General features: G+C 46.0%; 18 protein-coding genes and 1 pseudogene. 16 read left to right on the top strand and 3 right to left on the bottom strand.

From position 1 onward, the window contains the following. Positions 1-101 precede the first annotated feature (101 nt). Genes yxdL through NSS75_RS21325 form a run of 3 tightly spaced genes read left to right on the top strand, consistent with a single transcriptional unit; the run spans position 102 to position 3,079 of the window. Positions 102-875 carry an ABC transporter ATP-binding protein YxdL gene (yxdL, locus tag NSS75_RS21335; protein WP_101859696.1) on the top strand — a complete coding sequence of 258 codons (774 nt, stop codon included), beginning with the start codon at positions 102-104 and terminating at the stop codon, positions 873-875. Continuing rightward, positions 850-2,718 carry an ABC transporter permease YxdM gene (yxdM, locus tag NSS75_RS21330; RefSeq protein ID WP_268496383.1) on the top strand — a complete coding sequence of 623 codons (1,869 nt, stop codon included), beginning with the start codon at positions 850-852 and terminating at the stop codon, positions 2,716-2,718. The genes yxdL and yxdM overlap by 26 nt, the downstream gene beginning before the upstream one ends. 13 nt (positions 2,719-2,731) lie before the next feature. After that, positions 2,732-3,079 carry a YxeA family protein gene (locus NSS75_RS21325; RefSeq protein ID WP_339235008.1) on the top strand — a complete coding sequence of 116 codons (348 nt, stop codon included), beginning with the start codon at positions 2,732-2,734 and terminating at the stop codon, positions 3,077-3,079. Positions 3,080-3,120: 41 nt separating this feature from the next. Here the strand turns inward: NSS75_RS21325 and NSS75_RS21320 are convergent, their stop codons facing one another. Further along, the gene (locus NSS75_RS21320) at positions 3,121-4,086 is read right to left on the bottom strand and encodes an iron-hydroxamate ABC transporter substrate-binding protein (protein ID WP_103672017.1); all 966 of its coding nucleotides are present in this window, start codon (positions 4,084-4,086) and stop codon (positions 3,121-3,123) included. 174 nt (positions 4,087-4,260) lie between these two features. On the opposite strand from NSS75_RS21320, the gene NSS75_RS21315 reads away from it, so the two are divergent. Continuing rightward, positions 4,261-4,659: a hypothetical protein gene (locus NSS75_RS21315; protein WP_024123433.1), complete on the top strand. Its 399-nt coding sequence runs from the start codon at positions 4,261-4,263 to the stop codon at positions 4,657-4,659. Between the two features lie 43 nt (positions 4,660-4,702). Here NSS75_RS21315 and NSS75_RS21310 read toward each other — a convergent pair whose 3' ends face one another. Both NSS75_RS21310 and cotNE read right to left on the bottom strand, forming a co-directional pair. Beyond that, a complete protein-coding gene (locus NSS75_RS21310; protein WP_103672015.1) occupies positions 4,703-5,056 on the bottom strand; it encodes a hypothetical protein in 354 nt (117 codons plus the stop codon). Between the two features lie 246 nt (positions 5,057-5,302). Then, positions 5,303-5,668 (bottom strand): inner spore coat protein CotNE, encoded by a 366-nt coding sequence (gene cotNE, locus NSS75_RS21305; RefSeq protein ID WP_024123431.1) that lies wholly within the window; start codon positions 5,666-5,668, stop codon positions 5,303-5,305. Between the two features lie 104 nt (positions 5,669-5,772). Between cotNE and NSS75_RS21300 the strand changes: the two genes are divergently transcribed. The 12 genes and pseudogenes from NSS75_RS21300 to NSS75_RS21245 all read left to right on the top strand — a co-directional run bounded on the left by NSS75_RS21300 (position 5,773) and on the right by NSS75_RS21245 (position 15,742). Next, complete coding sequence (locus NSS75_RS21300; protein WP_038954322.1) at positions 5,773-6,195, top strand: DUF3255 family protein; 423 nt, start codon at positions 5,773-5,775, stop codon at positions 6,193-6,195. Continuing rightward, complete coding sequence (locus tag NSS75_RS21295) at positions 6,185-6,745, top strand: hypothetical protein (RefSeq protein WP_101859701.1); 561 nt, start codon at positions 6,185-6,187, stop codon at positions 6,743-6,745. Before NSS75_RS21300 ends, NSS75_RS21295 begins: the two co-directional genes overlap by 11 nt. Positions 6,746-6,784: 39 nt before the next feature. Then, positions 6,785-7,597: a sugar-phosphatase gene (gene yidA, locus NSS75_RS21290; RefSeq protein WP_106019826.1), complete on the top strand. Its 813-nt coding sequence runs from the start codon at positions 6,785-6,787 to the stop codon at positions 7,595-7,597. A gap of 150 nt (positions 7,598-7,747) precedes the next feature. Beyond that, entirely contained in the window at positions 7,748-8,734 is a 987-nt protein-coding gene (gene yxeI, locus NSS75_RS21285; RefSeq protein WP_024123427.1) for a penicillin V amidase, read from the top strand. Then, positions 8,730-8,937, top strand: a pseudogene (locus NSS75_RS21280) (hypothetical protein). Before yxeI ends, NSS75_RS21280 begins: the two are co-directional and overlap by 5 nt. Before the next feature lie 187 nt (positions 8,938-9,124). Beyond that, entirely contained in the window at positions 9,125-10,450 is a 1,326-nt protein-coding gene (locus tag NSS75_RS21275; protein ID WP_024123426.1) for an LLM class flavin-dependent oxidoreductase, read from the top strand. A gap of 13 nt (positions 10,451-10,463) precedes the next feature. Then, positions 10,464-10,961 (top strand): GNAT family N-acetyltransferase, encoded by a 498-nt coding sequence (locus tag NSS75_RS21270; protein ID WP_339234997.1) that lies wholly within the window; start codon positions 10,464-10,466, stop codon positions 10,959-10,961. A gap of 23 nt (positions 10,962-10,984) precedes the next feature. Then, positions 10,985-11,779, top strand: coding sequence for an amino acid ABC transporter substrate-binding protein (locus NSS75_RS21265; protein WP_024123424.1), 795 nt, complete (start codon positions 10,985-10,987; stop codon positions 11,777-11,779). Between the two features lie 22 nt (positions 11,780-11,801). After that, positions 11,802-12,476 carry an amino acid ABC transporter permease gene (locus NSS75_RS21260; protein WP_105991051.1) on the top strand — a complete coding sequence of 225 codons (675 nt, stop codon included), beginning with the start codon at positions 11,802-11,804 and terminating at the stop codon, positions 12,474-12,476. Positions 12,477-12,488: 12 nt separating this feature from the next. Next, complete coding sequence (locus NSS75_RS21255; protein WP_339234989.1) at positions 12,489-13,238, top strand: amino acid ABC transporter ATP-binding protein; 750 nt, start codon at positions 12,489-12,491, stop codon at positions 13,236-13,238. A gap of 18 nt (positions 13,239-13,256) precedes the next feature. Further along, positions 13,257-14,399 (top strand): M20 peptidase aminoacylase family protein, encoded by a 1,143-nt coding sequence (locus NSS75_RS21250; RefSeq protein ID WP_326230192.1) that lies wholly within the window; start codon positions 13,257-13,259, stop codon positions 14,397-14,399. Next, positions 14,396-15,742: an MmgE/PrpD family protein gene (locus tag NSS75_RS21245; RefSeq protein WP_339234980.1), complete on the top strand. Its 1,347-nt coding sequence runs from the start codon at positions 14,396-14,398 to the stop codon at positions 15,740-15,742. Before NSS75_RS21250 ends, NSS75_RS21245 begins: the two co-directional genes overlap by 4 nt. Positions 15,743-15,777 lie beyond the last annotated feature (35 nt).

Raw genomic sequence — 15,777 nt, 5'->3', positions numbered from 1 at the left:
ATAACATGGATTTATGTCAAGGGGAATTTTTATGTCGAACGCCCCGATACTACATGAAAGCAGCCCAGACCAACAAGAATAAAACCATAAGGAGGATTTTCATGGCGAATATGCTTGAAGTCAAACATATAAATAAAACCTATAAAGGACAAGTGTCCTATCAAGCCTTAAAGCAAATTTCATTTTCTATAGAAGAAGGCGAGTTCACGGCGGTGATGGGACCGTCCGGCTCCGGAAAAACAACCCTTTTGAATATCATTTCAACGATCGACCGTCCGGATTCAGGCGATATCCTGATTCACGGAGAAAACCCGCATCGCCTGAAGCGGACAAAGCTCGCTCATTTCCGCCGAAAGCAGCTCGGATTTGTGTTTCAGGATTTCAACCTTCTGGACACGCTGACGATCGGTGAAAATATCATGCTGCCGTTAACGCTTGAAAAAGAAGCGCCGTCTGTAATGGAAGAAAAACTGCAAGGCATCGCGGAAAAGCTTGGAATCGAAGACCTGCTCAACAAACGGACGTTTGAAGTGTCCGGAGGCCAGCGCCAGCGGGCCGCCATCGCAAGAGCGGTCATTCATAAGCCGTCACTCATCCTGGCCGATGAACCGACGGGAAACCTTGATTCCAAAGCGTCAAAAGACGTCATGGAAACGATGCAGAGCCTGAATCAGGATGATCATGTCACGGCTTTGATGGTGACCCACGATCCTGTTGCGGCAAGCTACTGCCGCCGCGTCATCTTTATAAAAGACGGCGAACTGTTTAATGAGATTTACCGCGGGGAAAACCGCCAAGTATTTTATGAACAAATTCTTGATGTGCTGTCTATGCTGGGGGGAAACGCAAATGACCTTTCTTCAGTTCGCTTATAAAAACGTCACCAGAAACAAAAGGGCCTATCTTGCATTCTTTTTAAGCAGCGCCTTTTCCGTTTTGATTTTCTTTACCTTTGCGATGTTCCTGTTTCATCCGGCATTAAAGGAAGGCTACCTGAATAATATCGCCAAAAAAGGATTAACCGCCGCGGAATGGATGATCTTTGTTTTTTCTTTCTTATTTGTTCTGTATTCGGTTAATGCATTTTTGAAATCGAGAAATAAAGAATTCGGCATCCTGCTCATGCAGGGCATCACGCCGGGGCAGCTAAGAAAGCTCATTACTGCGGAAAATGTGATCATCGGCGTCATGTCAATTGCAGCCGGCATTATCGGAGGACTCATTTTTTCAAAGACGTTCTTTACGGTCGGCGCTTATATTTTAGAAATGGACGCGCTGCCTTTGTATATGCCTTGGAAAGCGCTCGGTATTACGGCTGGCGGATTTCTGCTCTTATTTTTCCTTTTATCGCAGTTTACGATCCTTTTTGTCAGATCAAATACGGTTATCAAATTAATAAAGGGCACTGACAAGATTAAGCCGGAGCCAAAGCCGTCCGTGCTACTGTCCTTATTCGGCATCGCCTGTCTGTGCGGCGGGTACGGCATGGTCCTTAAAGGCAATGTCCACGGGACCGAACCGTTTATCATTTTACTGCTCACCGTCATCGGAACGTATTTCTTTTTCAGCCAAAGCAGCATCTGGATTCTGCGCGCGCTGAAGAAGTGGAAAACCTTTTATCTGCGCGGGAAAAATATCATTTGGGTTTCTGACCTTGTCTATCGTTTAAAAGACAACGCCCGCCTGTTCTTTATTGTCAGCATGATTTCCGCGGTTGCGTTTACGGCTACGGGCGTGCTCGTGATGTACAAATCGACCGTCGGGGCGGAAGAGTCCGCTTATGAGATGGAGTATATATCTTACAGCGGCAATCCAAAAGAACAGACTCATTTGAAAAAAATTGACCATGAACTGAAAACACACGGCTTTACGTATAAGAAAGACGAAATAGATGTTTCTTATGTTCGCTATCAGGAAGGAGAAACGGTTCCCCCTGTTTACATGATCAGCGAATCGGATGTATCAAAATACTTCCATGTCAAGCTGAACGGCCTGAAAAATGATGAGGCTGTCTTTTTCCCGGGTACGTATGACCGCAATTTCAAAAACGAAGCGCCGGATCAGCTGAAGCTGCTGAACCAAAAAGGCAAGCCGTCTGACCAAAAACTGTCGGTAAAAGAAGTCAAAAAACCGCTGATTTCATTAAATGCCATCATCGCGGTGAACGATAAAACCTTTGATCAGCTCAAATCACTCGGTGATAAAGCGACATTATACGGCTACAGGTATGATCATTGGAAAGACAGTCTTGGGTTCAGCCAATCCTTGAAAAATGAGATTTACGGCAATTATATCGACGTGCATTCTGATTTTATGGCAAAAGCCGGAACTTACTATGATACGGTGCAGCTGCCGAGCTTAAGTTTATTCATCGGCCTGTTTATCGCGATCGTCTTCTTTATCGCGGCAGCAAGTTTCTTATATTTCAGGCTGTTCACCGATTTAGAAGAAGATCGGGAGCGTTACCGTTCGCTGGCCAAAATCGGTTTGAGTGAGCGTGAGATGTCACAAAGCGTGACGATACAATTGGCGATTCTCTTTTTCTTTCCATTTGTCATTGCTGTCATGCATACGCTGTTTGCCTTGAGAACATTGGCCGTGGATGGCTATTCCGTTGTAGCGGGACCGCTCAGTCTCACCATCGGAGGGTTTTTCCTTTTTCAGCTTCTGTTCTTCCTCGCGGTGCGGTCAAGCTATTTGAAAAAAATGAACAAGTAAGGGGAGTGCAAAGATGAAAAAAGCAATGGCAATCCTGGCCGTCTTGGCGGCTGCTGCCGTATTATGCGGGCTTCTCTTTTTTCATAACGATGTTACAGACAGATTTAATCCGTTTATTCACCAGCAAGATGTCTATGTGCAGATTGATCGAGATGGCAAACATCTTAGCCCAGGCGGTACTGAGTATACATTAGACGGATATCATGCATCCGGAAAAAAAGAAGAAGTGACCTTTTTCGCCGGTAAAGACCTTCGGAAGAACGCGTATTTGAAGGTGAAGGCAAAAGGAAAGTATGTCGAGACTTGGGAAGAAGTCAGGTTTGAAGATATGCCGCACTCCGTACAGTCAGCATTAAAGTGAATCATAAAAAACGGCACAGTGTCATAACTGTGCCATTTTCTTTATTTTTTATTTTCTTCGGCCCGTTTGATCAGCATGTCGGTGATGATATCCACCTGTTTGCTGACAGAAATCGGATCGTACGGGTAGAACGTGTCAAAGTCATTGATAAACACGCGATTATGTTTCACAGCGTCTAGGTTTTTCCAAATGGAGGAGTCCTCCAGCTTGTCGAGTGTTTTGCTTTCGCCTTTCGGATTGTAGTCCGTAATGAACATATAATCTGCGGCATACTCAGGAATGACCTCTTGAGAGAGCTGTTTCATCTCTCCTTTTTTGATGACATCTTGTTCAATTTTTTCAGGCGCTTTTAACCCAAGCGCATTGTATACAGCTTGGCCGCCGCGTCCGCCATTGTCATTGAAGACCCAGAATTCGCCCTTGTCCGTGTTTTCATAAATGCCGAAGGTCGCATCTTTGTCGATGACGCCGGCTATTTTCTTTTTGGCTGCTTCCGCTTTTTTGTTAAAGTCAGCCATAAATGCTTTTGCTTTATCCTTGGCACCCGCAATATCTCCGAACATTGCAACGGTATCTTCGACGTTTTTCGCGGTGTTATAAGGAACGACAACGGTTGGAGCGATTTTCTTTAATTTATCGACATTCTCTTCATTCATGACAACAATTAAGTCAGGCTGAAGCTCCATGACTTTCTCAACGCTGATCGGATCACCGACATCCTTTACATCTTTCAGCTTTGATTTTAAAAATGGATTATCAAATGACCATGAGCCCGAGCCGACCACATTTGCCCCGACAGACAGCAATTCCCCGGCATAAAAATCAGTGACGATGCGTTTCGGATGTGCAGGAATGTTGACGTTCCCTTTTGTTGATTTGTATGTTCTCATTTCTGTCTTTTCGGAAGCTGAATCACCTGAGCTTCCTTTCGAAGCCGTGCCGCTGCAAGCACTGACAAACATGAGGAGCAGCACCAGCATGCCCACGAGCAATGTGTTCTTTTTCATCAAGAACCCTCCAATATGTATTTTGATCCATTAGTAATGATTATCATTATCAATTAATAATATAGCAAGAAACCTGTGCCCCGTCTATCACTATTTTAATAGGAGAAAGTTTTTGTTATACAAGTGACGCGGTATTCTTAATCGATTATTATAGGTAAATAGGAGGAGGAAAATATGGAAATCACAAAAAGAGGTGCCGCATGGGAATGGCTTCATAGCTGGTGGATGCTGTTTATTTTCATGCCTTTTGCCATTACCAGTTTTTTTGCCTTTTTATTTATTGGCATCAAGGTTAGAAATAAAAAGTGGATCATGTACGGAATCATTTATTTTTTCGTATTTGCGTTTGCTTTCGTGCTGCCTGATCCGCCCGGATTGCTTATTGTGCTCCCGTTGTGGGCTGTGACGATTATTCACGGTTTTAAAGTGCGTCCGCTGTATCTGATTCAGCTGGATGTCTACAAAGACAATGTGGAGGCACGGGCCTTTGCTGAGGCAAGAAGTGAGGCCGAGAGCAGATTTCATGCGCCGAAACAGTCTATTCAAGATATACATATTCGCAAAGAACGGTAAGAAAAAAGCTCAACACTAAACATTGTGTTGAGCTTTTTATATGCTACTGCTGATAGGTATGCTGCTGGAATGGTGTGTTTTGGCCGAATGGAAGTGTAGACACATTCGTATTCATCACGCTTGATTGTCCAGTGATTTCTTGTTGCATTTGGTTGCACATGTTGACAACCTGCTGGCACTTTTGAATGGCCATGTCGTGTCCGTGCAGCGCTTGCTGAATGGTATGTGCAGCTTGTTGTTCGTGGTTTAGAATCTGTTGCAGCATTTGAATGTTTTGCTGCTCCTGATGAAGCATTTGACGATATTGGTTGCTGCTTTGCTGTGTTTGCTGAATAAGCTGCTGAGCTGTCTGGCGGCACTGGTTCAGCTGCTGCAGGCTGTGTTGCGTATTGTGCATAAATGACCCCTCCGTATGTTCAATTGACATTTGTCGGTATTATCATGCGACCCTAACCAAAAGAAATTCTGCAAAAGGGGAACTACAATTATTTTCCTTACCCCCTCTATCTTTGAATGAAATCGGCAAAGATTGTATACTTGTAAAAACCCTTTTTATGTAAATGTCCCGCTCTGCACATAAGAATAGCGGAAAACGAAACTCCGAAATCTGGAGAATCGTATTCCGCTTTTTTCTTTTCTTGCTTCAGAAACCGCCTTCGCCCGCAGTAAATGGGATGTTTAATCTGTTTTCTACGGCGCGGAGGCGCTGATTGAGACGATTTAAGCGGCGTGTATGGCGTTCAACAGTCTGGCTTAGCTGATTGACCTGATCGGCCAATCTTGCAATTTCCCGGTTTTGACGGCGATCCTCATTCGACAGACGGGTTAATTCTCTTGTCTGCTGTTCGTTTTGCCGTTCAAGAGCAGCGATTCTTCTTTCCAATGCCGGCTGTCTGTCCGTCTGGTATGGCTGGTATACATCCTGCTGCGGATATGGATTGTATTCATATTGGCTATAGTAGGGTTCCTGCTGAGGGAGCTGCGGGCTGTAATATTGATAAGGGTTCATGTAATCAATCTCCTTAAAAAGAAATGTGGGTGAATTCCTTATAATCTATGTAGTCATTGGCACAGTGCCACGGCATTCGCCTAAAAAAGTAAGAAAGGACGGTGATGACGCTGAGCAGAAAAGGACCTGTTATTGTGTTCCTGTCTGCTGTATGTCTCATCATTTCGGGCTGCCAAAAGCCAAAAGACGAGACGCCGTTTTATTACGGAACTTGGGATGAGGGCATTATCCCCGGTCCCATGGATGGCGTGAAATCAGCAACGGTCACATTTACCAAAGACAAGGTGCTGGAGACGGAGGTGATTGAAGGGAGAGGAGAGGTGCAGTTGCCCTTTATGGAATACAAGGTGATATCTCAAAGCGCTGACGGTTCCATTGAGATCCAGTACCTTGGCTCCTATTATCCGCTCAAAAGCAAACTGAAAAGAGGGAAAGACGGGACGTTGATATGGGAGCAAAATGGTCAGGAAAAAACGATGACAAGAATCGAGCCAAAGGCAGGCAAGGAGGAGAAACATGAGAAATAAAAAAGCGGAAAGACTGGTGTTAACAGGCCTTATTTTACATATCATTCAGTGGTTGTTGGTATTATGGGCTTTTCTCAAAATCAAACATGTATTTAGTGACTATACGATCTACAATCCGAATGTCATAAACGGAACAATGCAGTCGTTATCGTTTATGCAAATGCTGCGTTCTATGATGTACTCGGGCGCCATGGTGAATTATGTTCTGTTTTTTGTGATTGCATTGCTTATCTATTGTTTAGTGCTTCATGCGGTCATGATTGTTCTGGAAATGGCTGCTTATGTGATGATCAGACGGAATCCTTCATCTTCATGGGCATATTTTTTGACGGCGGCGGGTGTGAAGCTTGCAATCTTAAATATCACGGGTATTCCATTTTTAGCTGCCGGCTTCCTGCTGATGAAACAGAAACAAGCAGAAAGCGGCGAAAAGGGTGCAGAACCAAAGCGAAAGCCGCGCACGCGGATACGGAGACAAGGCAGACGTCTAAACAGAAACAGGAGAAAATCATCGCTTTCAGTTGAATATCAAAAAGAAAAAACGATATGATGGGACTATAGCCTGAAAACGACACGAAGGAGATGCAGGATGTACAAATTAATAGCAATTGATATGGACGGAACACTTTTAAATGATCATCATGAAGTGACGGCGGAAGTCCGCGACGCACTGCATGCCGCAAAAGCGGAAGGGGTAAAAATAGTCCTTTGCACCGGCCGGCCTATCGGAGGTGTTAGGAGATACTTAGATGAACTCAATTTAATTGAGGAAGGCGACTATGTCATTGCCTATAATGGGGCGCTTGTTCAAAATACGCATACAAAAGAAGTGGTGACGGAATTGTCTCTAGGATATGATGATTTGGCATCATTATATGATCTGAGCTTAGAGCTGAAGACACCGATGCACTTCTTCGACTCAGCCAACCTGTATACGCCTAACCGTGATATCAGCGAATTTACCGTATATGAGTCGTACGTGACACAGGTGCCGCTTCATTACCGCAAGATTGAGGAGATGCCTAAAGACATTCTCATTCCGAAAGTGATGTTTATTGATAAACCAGAGCACTTAAGCCGCGTCATTACATCGATACCGAAAGACGTGAGAGAAAAGTATACGATGGTCAGAAGCGCTCCTTTCTTTTACGAAATTCTGCATCCGGAAGCAAGCAAAGGAAACGCTGTGCGTCAGCTGGCGAATCTGCTCGGAATCGAGCAGGCTGAAGTCATGAGCATAGGCGACAACGGCAACGATCTGACAATGATCGAATGGGCCGGCTGCGGCGTTGCCATGGCAAACGCCATTCCGGAAGTGCTTGAGGCCGCAAACTTTCAAACGCGCTCCAATAATGAACATGGCGTTGCGCATGCGATTCACGAGCTTGTTTTGGCTAAATAAAAAATCCAGCCTTTTAAAGGCTGGATTTTTTCGTTTTATTGATATAATGTCAATTCTTTGACGAATTGATTTGACTTTCGTTATGCTGATAAAACCAATTCGTTCACAATATGTATGATATTAATCTGAATTGAAAAGGGGACTGATCAGATGTGCACAAGTCTTACATTGGAAACTGCTGACCGTAAACATGTATTAGCGAGAACAATGGATTTTGCATTTCAGCTGGGGACAGAGGTGATTCTCTATCCGCGCCGTTACAGTTGGAGTAGTGAAGCTGACGGAAAGGCCCATCAGACACAGTACGCTTTTATCGGTATGGGGAGAAAACTTGGTAATATTTTATTTGCAGACGGCGTTAATGAAAACGGTTTATCGTGTGCTGCACTTTATTTTCCGGGCTATGCGGAGTACGAAAAAACGATACGGGAAGACACCGTACACATTGCCCCGCATGAGTTTGTGACATGGGCGCTGTCAGTCTGTCAGTCTTTGGATGACGTGAAAGAAAAGATTCGATCTTTAACGATTGTAGAGAAAAAATTAGATCTATTGGATACGGTTTTACCGCTTCACTGGATATTGTCAGACCGGACGGGACGCAGCCTGACGATAGAACCGAGAGCAGATGGCCTCAAAGTCTATGACAATCAGCCTGGTGTCATGACGAACAGCCCCGACTTTATTTGGCATGTAACCAATCTGCAGCAATATACAGGAATCAGACCGAAGCAATTAGAGAGCAAAGAGATGGGCGGATTAGCCCTTTCCGCTTTTGGCCAAGGCTTAGGAACTGTAGGCCTGCCGGGGGACTATACACCGCCTTCCCGGTTTGTCAGAGCTGTGTATTTGAAAGAACACCTAGAGCCGGCGGCCGATGAAACGAAAGGTGTAACAGCCGCTCTTCAAATTTTGGCAAATATGACGATACCCAAGGGCGCAGTGATAACGGAAAAAGACGAAATTCATTATACGCAATATACTTCCGTGATGTGTAACGACACGGGAAACTACTATTTCCACCACTATGACAATCGGCAAATCCAAAAAGTAAATTTATTTCATGAAGACCTTGACTGTTTGGAGCCTAAAGTGTTTTCCGCTAAAGCAGAAGAAAGTATTCACGAGCTTAATTAATTCACATCAATCAGCTGATTCCGGTTTGAATCCGGAGTCAGCTGTTTTTTTATACGATCGTTACGGCGTCTGAATGGATAGGCAGTTTGCTAAAAGCGAAAGCAAAGGCAAGGAAATGGCGAAATCTTATATAAAAACTTAGTCTTTGCTTCATCAGATTCAGTTTTCTTGCCGATATAGAGGTTATTGCACTAGTTGAATGAACCAATGCCGTTCCATTATGGTTACGCAAGGGTCTTTTCAGCTTAAATAGAAAAAATTAATCTCAACTCATTGACAAACTCGCAATACAAATGTACATTTTGATTTATTCATATTAAACGACTAGGAATATAGGAGTTTATTTTTCGGACTTTTCAGCCTAAAAAACATTATAAAAGGAGTAACGTCATGACAAGCAAAAAGAAGCAAATCAAATTAGGAGTTTTTCTTGCGGGGACCGGACATCATGTTGCGTCTTGGCGGCATCCGGACGCGCCTGCGGATGCGAGTATGAACTTGGATTATTTTAAAGAGCTGGCGAGAACAGCGGAGCGGGGCAAGCTGGATATGCTGTTTTTAGCAGACAGCCTGTCAATCGACAGCAAATCTCATCCGAATGTGCTTACAAGGTTTGAGCCATTTACTTTGCTCTCAGCTTTGGCGCAGGTGACTTCAAGAATTGGCCTGACAGCGACAGCTTCTACTACTTATAGCGAGCCGTTTCACATTGCCAGACAGTTCGCCTCACTGGATCACCTGTCCAACGGCCGTGCCGGATGGAATGTCGTGACCTCATCCATTGAGTCAACAGCGCTGAATTTCAGCGGGGAAAAGCATCTCGAACACCACTTGCGCTATCAGCGGGCAGAAGAATTTGTCGAGGCCGTAAAGGGGCTTTGGGATTCATGGGAAGAGGACGCCTTTATCCGCAATAAAGAAACAGGTGAATTCTTCGATAAAGAAAAAATGCACGAGCTCAACCACAAAGGAGATTATTTCTCAGTCCGCGGGCCTCTGAACGTTTCAAGAACGCCGCAGGGCCAGCCGGTCATTATTCAGGCGGGCTCATCAGGGGATGGGAAAGCGCTGGCTGCCAAAACGGCTGAAGTGATTTTTACGGCGCAAAACCATTTAGAATCGGCACAGGAATTTTATCAATCAATTAAAAAGCAGGCAGCCGAGTTTGGCCGCGATCCTGAGAAGATCGCGATCATGCCGGGCATTTTTCCGGTCATCGCAGACACTGAAGAAGAGGCGCGGGCTAAATATCAAGAGCTTCAAGATTTAATCATTCCATCTGTCGGTCTGCAAATCCTTCAGAATTATTTAGGCGGAATTGATTTGTCTGCATATCCGCTTGACGGGCCGCTGCCAAAGCTTGACGCGGATGCATCAAACGCGGTGAAGAGCCGATTTAAGCTTGTTCAAGAAATGGCTGAACGAGACAATATGACAATACGTGAGCTTTACAAATACGTTGCAGGCTCCAGAGGCCATCACATTTTTGTCGGAACGCCGGAACAGCTTGCCGACAAGATGCAGGAATGGGTGGATCATAAAGCTTGTGACGGATTTAATATCATGCCTCCGCTCCTTCCGGAAGGAATTGAACTGTTCGTTGACAAAGTGGTTCCGATTTTACAGGAGCGCGGCGTGTTCAGAAACGAATATGAAGGCACAACATTGAGAGAGCATTTTGGTTTAGAAAAACCGGTAAACCGTTATGCGAAGTAAGGAGGAACGCTCGATGAAGACGCAATATCGCCTCGCAGCTGAACGTGATGCCGAACAGCTTCTCGAACTGACATGGCGCGCCTATGAACCGATTCGAAAGCTCGGCATTCGTTTTGCCGCGGCCCAAGCGGATATGGATCTGGTCTTAAACAATATCCGAAAAAACGCCTGTTACGTCATGGAAGAAGACGGGCGGATCATCGCGACCATCTCCTTACGAATGCCTTGGGGACAGCAGCCTGGACCATATGGCGTTCCTCATATCTGGTGGTTCGCTGTTGATCCTGAAACCGGGCAAAAGGGAGTCGGGACAAAGCTGCTTCAATGGCTTGAGCAGACCATCCTGCGCGATACGTTAAAGGTTCCGTTTGTATCGCTAGGAACAGCGGATAAGCACCCGTGGCTGATCGAGATGTATGAAAGAAAAGGATATGTCCGAGCAGGCGAGAAGGATCTGGGCAAAGGACATATGACAGTCTATATGAAAAAACAACTGCGACATGACCTATAAAAGATAAAAGGCGGGAAAATCAAATGAAAATGAAAAAATGGACTGTGCTGTTAGTTGCTGCGTTATTAGCCGTGCTATCAGCTTGCGGCAATGGAAACAGCAGCAGTAAAGAGGATGACAACGTACTTCATGTGGGTGCGACCGGACAGAGCTACCCGTTCGCTTATAAAGAAGACGGAAAGCTGACAGGTTTTGATGTAGAAGTAATGGAAGCTGTTGCAAAGAAAATCGACATGAAACTGGACTGGAAGCTGCTCGAATTCAGCGGTCTGATGGGAGAGCTTCAAACAGGCAAGCTTGACACCATTTCCAATCAGGTAGCGGTGACAGATGAACGCAAGGAAATGTACAACTTCACAGAACCGTACTCTTATGCAGGAACACAGATTGTCGTCAAAAAAGACAACAACGACATCAAATCAGCAGACGATTTAAAAGGAAAGACAGTAGCTGCTGTTTTAGGTTCAAATCACGCGAAAAATCTTGAAAGCAAAGATCCTGACAAAAAAATCAATATCAAAACATACGAAACACAAGAAGGCACGCTGAAGGATGTCGCATACGGACGTGTGGACGCTTACGTAAACAGCCGAAGTGTGCTGATCGCGCAAATTAAGAAAACAGGCTTGCCGTTGAAGCTTGCCGGAGATCCGATTGTGTACGAGCAAGTCGCATTCCCATTTGCCAAGGATGACGCGCACGACAAGACCCGTAAAAAAGTCAATAAAGCGCTCGATGAACTGCGCAAAGACGGAACACTTAAAAAGCTTTCAGAAAAATATTTTAACGAAGATATCACAGCAGAACAGAAGCATTAAGAAACGGCGGTGAACCACCAGAATGAATACGATTGATTGGGAATTCATGATCTCTGCATTCCCGACTTTAATTCAGGCCCTTCCGATTACATTGTTTATGGCTGTAGCAGCTATGATTTTTGCGATTATCGGAGGACTTATTCTCGCACTCATTACAAAAAACAAAATTCCAGTGCTTCATCAGCTGTCAAAGCTGTATATCTCATTTTTCCGGGGCGTGCCGACACTTGTGCAGCTGTTCTTAATTTATTACGGGCTGCCGCAGCTGTTTCCGGAGATGAGCAAGATGACAGCTCTCACAGCTGCCATTATCGGTTTAAGTTTAAAAAACGCCGCCTATTTGGCAGAAATCTTCCGCGCCGCCCTTAACTCTGTTGATGAAGGGCAGCTGGAGGCGTGCCTGTCTGTCGGTATGCCGAAACTTCAGGCTTACAGACGAATTATCCTTCCGCAAGCAGTCAGAAATGCGATACCGGCAACGGGTAATACATTTATAGGCCTCCTAAAAGAAACCTCATTGGCATTTACTTTGGGTGTCATGGAGATGTTTGCGCAAGGTAAGATGTATGCATCTGGAAATCTGAAGTATTTTGAAACCTATTTGGCGGTTGCGATTGTCTACTGGGTTCTTACAATCATTTACAGCATCCTGCAGGACTTGTTTGAACGCGCCATGAGCAAGCCATACCGGACTTAGAGGTGAAATCAGTTGATAAAAGTAAAAAATATTCGCAAAGCGTTTAAAGATCTGGTCGTGCTGGACGGAATCGACCTTGAAGTAAAACGCGGAGAAGTGGTAGCGATCATCGGTCCGTCCGGTTCCGGAAAATCAACGCTTCTTCGGTGCTTGAATCTACTGGAGCGCCCCAATCAAGGCATCATTGAAATTGGAGAAGCCAAGCTGAACGCGGAAAAGTTTACACGCAAGGAAGCATACCAGCTCCGTCAGCAAACGGCCATGGTCTTCCAAAATTACAATCTGTTCAAAAATAAAACCGCCCTGCAAAACATTACGGAGGCTTTACTCACGGCTCAAAGAAAATCACGCGATGAAGCGAACCGCATTGGGATAGAGATTCTGAAGCAGGTCGGTTTAGAGCATAAAGCTGACAGCTACCCGATCACAATGTCCGGCGGCCAGCAGCAGCGAATCGGCATCGCGCGGGCACTTGCGGTCAATCCGCATGCGATTTTGCTGGATGAACCGACTTCGGCGCTTGACCCAGAGCTCGTGGCGGGTGTGCTTCAGGTCATCAAATCGATTGCGGAAAAACAAACAACAATGATCATCGTCACCCACGAAATGGCATTTGCAAGAGAGGTTGCCGATAAAGTGATTTTTATGGCAGACGGCCATATTATCGAGCAGGGAACGCCTGAAGAACTGTTTGACCATCCGAAAAACGAACGGACGAAACGATTTATCAAGCAGGTGGGAGAGCCTGCAGAGCTTATATAGAAGGGAAGAAGAAGAAGAATGGCCGAAGAAACGTTTCATACACGTTTAATCAATATGCGGCGTGACCTTCATGCACACCCTGAACTTTCATTTGAAGAGTTTGAAACGACAAAAAAAATCCGCCGCTGGCTCGAGGAAGAACATATAGAGATTCTTGAGGTTCCTCAATTAGAAACAGGTGTAATTGCGGAAATCAAAGGGCAGTCAGACGGACCTGTGATCGCGATACGAGCGGACATTGATGCGCTCCCGATCCAAGAACAAACGAACCTGCCGTTTGCCTCTAAGATTGACGGCGCGATGCATGCGTGCGGGCATGACTTTCATACAGCTTCCATTATCGGCACGGCCATTTTGCTGAATAAAAGAAGAGACGAGCTGAAAGGCACGGTCCGCTTTATCTTTCAGCCAGCGGAAGAAATCGCCGCAGGAGCAAGGAAAGTCATAGAAGCAGGCGTGCTGGATGATGTTTCTGCCATTTTTGGCATGCACAATAAGCCTGATTTGCCTGTCGGCACCATTGGGATAAAGGAAGGTCCGCTCATGGCAAGCGTTGACCGGTTTGAGATTGTTGTGAAAGGAAAAGGCGGACACGCCGGCATTCCCAATAACAGCATTGATCCCATAGCAGCGGCAGGCCAAATGGTCAGCGGTCTGCAATCTGTGGTCAGCCGCAACATCAGCTCACTGCAAAACGCGGTCGTCAGTATCACAAGATTACAGGCAGGCAGTTCATGGAACGTGATTCCGGACCAGGCTGAAATGGAGGGCACCGTTCGCACCTTCCAAAAAGAAGCGAGAAAGGCCGTTCCGGAGCATATGAAACGAGTGGCTGAAGGAATCGCCGCGGGCTACGGGGCACAGGCCGAATTCCGGTGGTTTCCTTATTTGCCGTCCGTTCAGAATGTCGGCACGTTTTTGAACGCGGCGTCAGAAGCTGCGGCCCGGCTTGGCTATCAAACGGTTCATGCGGAGCAATCTCCGGGCGGAGAAGACTTCGCTCTGTATCAAGAGAAGATCCCGGGATTTTTTGTGTGGATGGGAACGAACGGTACAGAGGAGTGGCATCACCCGGCGTTTACATTGGATGAAGACGCACTGCAAGTTGCATCCAGCTACTTTGCTGAGCTGGCTGTTATTGTACTGGGGTCAATCAAATGATCCAAACAGAACTGACAGCAGGTCTTGCTGAGGCCGTAAGATTATCACAGCCTGAGAACGCCACTGACGCGATGCGTGAAGCCAAAAAGGGATTGCTCGATTTTACAGCCGCATCATTTGCCGGAAAAGAAGAAAACGGCATTCAAAAGCTTTTGCATCTGATCGAAGAGGAAGGCGGCACGCCCCTTGTCCCTATTATCGGACAAGGGAAAAAGGCAGCGCCATTACAATCTGCGCTGCTCAATGGATTTATCGCCCATGCGCTGGATTTCGATGATGTCCATTCCGATGTAAGGGGACATCCGAGTGCAGTTATTTTGCCGGCACTCATTGCTTCAGCTGCCGCTCGAGAAAGTGACGAGCGGCTTCTTGGCGCTTATATTGTCGGTGTGGAAGTAATGGCAAGGCTTGGGGAGTCGATTGGCAGCCCGCACTATGAAAAAGGCTGGCACAATACGGGAACGCTCGGGGCCATAGCCGCCGCCTGTGCTGCAGGGTACGCGGAGGAACTCACTCAAGAAGAAATGGAAAAAGCAATCGGTTTTGCCGCAACGCAGTCTGCCGGAATGAGGGTGCAATTCGGCACAGAAATGAAACCGCTGCACGCAGGGCTGGCAGCTCAATCAGGCTTGCTTGCTGTTAAGCTGGCCCAATCTGATGTTGGAGGCTCTCGTACGGCACTGGATGGAGAAAAAGGTTTCTTCAGCCTATACGGTGATTTAGATAAGGCTCAAACCACGCTGTTAAGCCATTGGGGCAAACCATGGAGAATCGTGAAGCCAGGTTTATGGTTTAAAATCTATCCATTTTGTTCTGCGGCGCACCACGCGGCAGATGCCATTCGCGAGCTTATCTCTCAGGAAGCCATTTCTGCTGACAATACAGAACGGATTGAAGTCGTTTTTCCGCCTGGCGGAGATGCTGCATTAACGGCAAGATCACCAAAAACAGGAGAGGAAGGCCGCTTCAGCGTTGAATATGTCATTGCCCTTGCCCTGCACGGACAGAAGCTGATTGCTGAACATTTCAACAGCGAGCCAATACCAAATCATATGCAGGCCGCAATGCGTCATATTCAGCGTGTGTATGACAATCGCATTCAGCCAGCCTCTCAAGCGGTTCCGAAAGGCCGTTTCACCATTGTTCGGGCGTTTTTATCAGATGGACGCATATGTGAAGCGCGGGTGGACTGCCCGAAGGGAGCTCCCGGAAACGGTCTGTCTGAAGAAGATGTAAAAGAAAAATTAAAATCAGCGCTGCCAAGTGATGTGCAAAAAGCATCGCAGATCATAGAGGCCATTGAGTGCGCTGACATGAAAGAATTTATATCGCATTTAGATTAGAATCCGCCTTTCATCCCCTCCTTCAGATGATATGA

It is taken from the genome of Bacillus sp. FSL K6-1012 (genome assembly GCF_037964915.1).
GTDB classification, from domain to species: domain Bacteria; phylum Bacillota; class Bacilli; order Bacillales; family Bacillaceae; genus Bacillus; species Bacillus halotolerans.
This window is presented reverse-complemented; position numbering and strand designations above follow the sequence as displayed.

Excerpts from the sequence above, each read along its gene's own strand:
- yxdL (WP_101859696.1), top strand. The coding sequence starts at position 102 with ATGGCGAATATGCTTGAAGTCAAACATATAAATAAAACCTATAAAGGA.
- yxdM (WP_268496383.1), top strand. The coding sequence starts at position 850 with ATGACCTTTCTTCAGTTCGCTTATAAAAACGTCACCAGAAACAAAAGG.
- NSS75_RS21325 (WP_339235008.1), top strand. The coding sequence starts at position 2,732 with ATGAAAAAAGCAATGGCAATCCTGGCCGTCTTGGCGGCTGCTGCCGTA.
- NSS75_RS21320 (WP_103672017.1), bottom strand. The coding sequence starts at position 4,086 with ATGAAAAAGAACACATTGCTCGTGGGCATGCTGGTGCTGCTCCTCATG.
- NSS75_RS21315 (WP_024123433.1), top strand. The coding sequence starts at position 4,261 with ATGGAAATCACAAAAAGAGGTGCCGCATGGGAATGGCTTCATAGCTGG.
- NSS75_RS21310 (WP_103672015.1), bottom strand. The coding sequence starts at position 5,056 with ATGCACAATACGCAACACAGCCTGCAGCAGCTGAACCAGTGCCGCCAG.
- cotNE (WP_024123431.1), bottom strand. The coding sequence starts at position 5,668 with ATGAACCCTTATCAATATTACAGCCCGCAGCTCCCTCAGCAGGAACCC.
- NSS75_RS21300 (WP_038954322.1), top strand. The coding sequence starts at position 5,773 with ATGACGCTGAGCAGAAAAGGACCTGTTATTGTGTTCCTGTCTGCTGTA.
- NSS75_RS21295 (WP_101859701.1), top strand. The coding sequence starts at position 6,185 with ATGAGAAATAAAAAAGCGGAAAGACTGGTGTTAACAGGCCTTATTTTA.
- yidA (WP_106019826.1), top strand. The coding sequence starts at position 6,785 with ATGTACAAATTAATAGCAATTGATATGGACGGAACACTTTTAAATGAT.
- yxeI (WP_024123427.1), top strand. The coding sequence starts at position 7,748 with ATGTGCACAAGTCTTACATTGGAAACTGCTGACCGTAAACATGTATTA.
- NSS75_RS21275 (WP_024123426.1), top strand. The coding sequence starts at position 9,125 with ATGACAAGCAAAAAGAAGCAAATCAAATTAGGAGTTTTTCTTGCGGGG.
- NSS75_RS21270 (WP_339234997.1), top strand. The coding sequence starts at position 10,464 with ATGAAGACGCAATATCGCCTCGCAGCTGAACGTGATGCCGAACAGCTT.
- NSS75_RS21265 (WP_024123424.1), top strand. The coding sequence starts at position 10,985 with ATGAAAATGAAAAAATGGACTGTGCTGTTAGTTGCTGCGTTATTAGCC.
- NSS75_RS21260 (WP_105991051.1), top strand. The coding sequence starts at position 11,802 with ATGAATACGATTGATTGGGAATTCATGATCTCTGCATTCCCGACTTTA.
- NSS75_RS21250 (WP_326230192.1), top strand. The coding sequence starts at position 13,257 with ATGGCCGAAGAAACGTTTCATACACGTTTAATCAATATGCGGCGTGAC.
- NSS75_RS21245 (WP_339234980.1), top strand. The coding sequence starts at position 14,396 with ATGATCCAAACAGAACTGACAGCAGGTCTTGCTGAGGCCGTAAGATTA.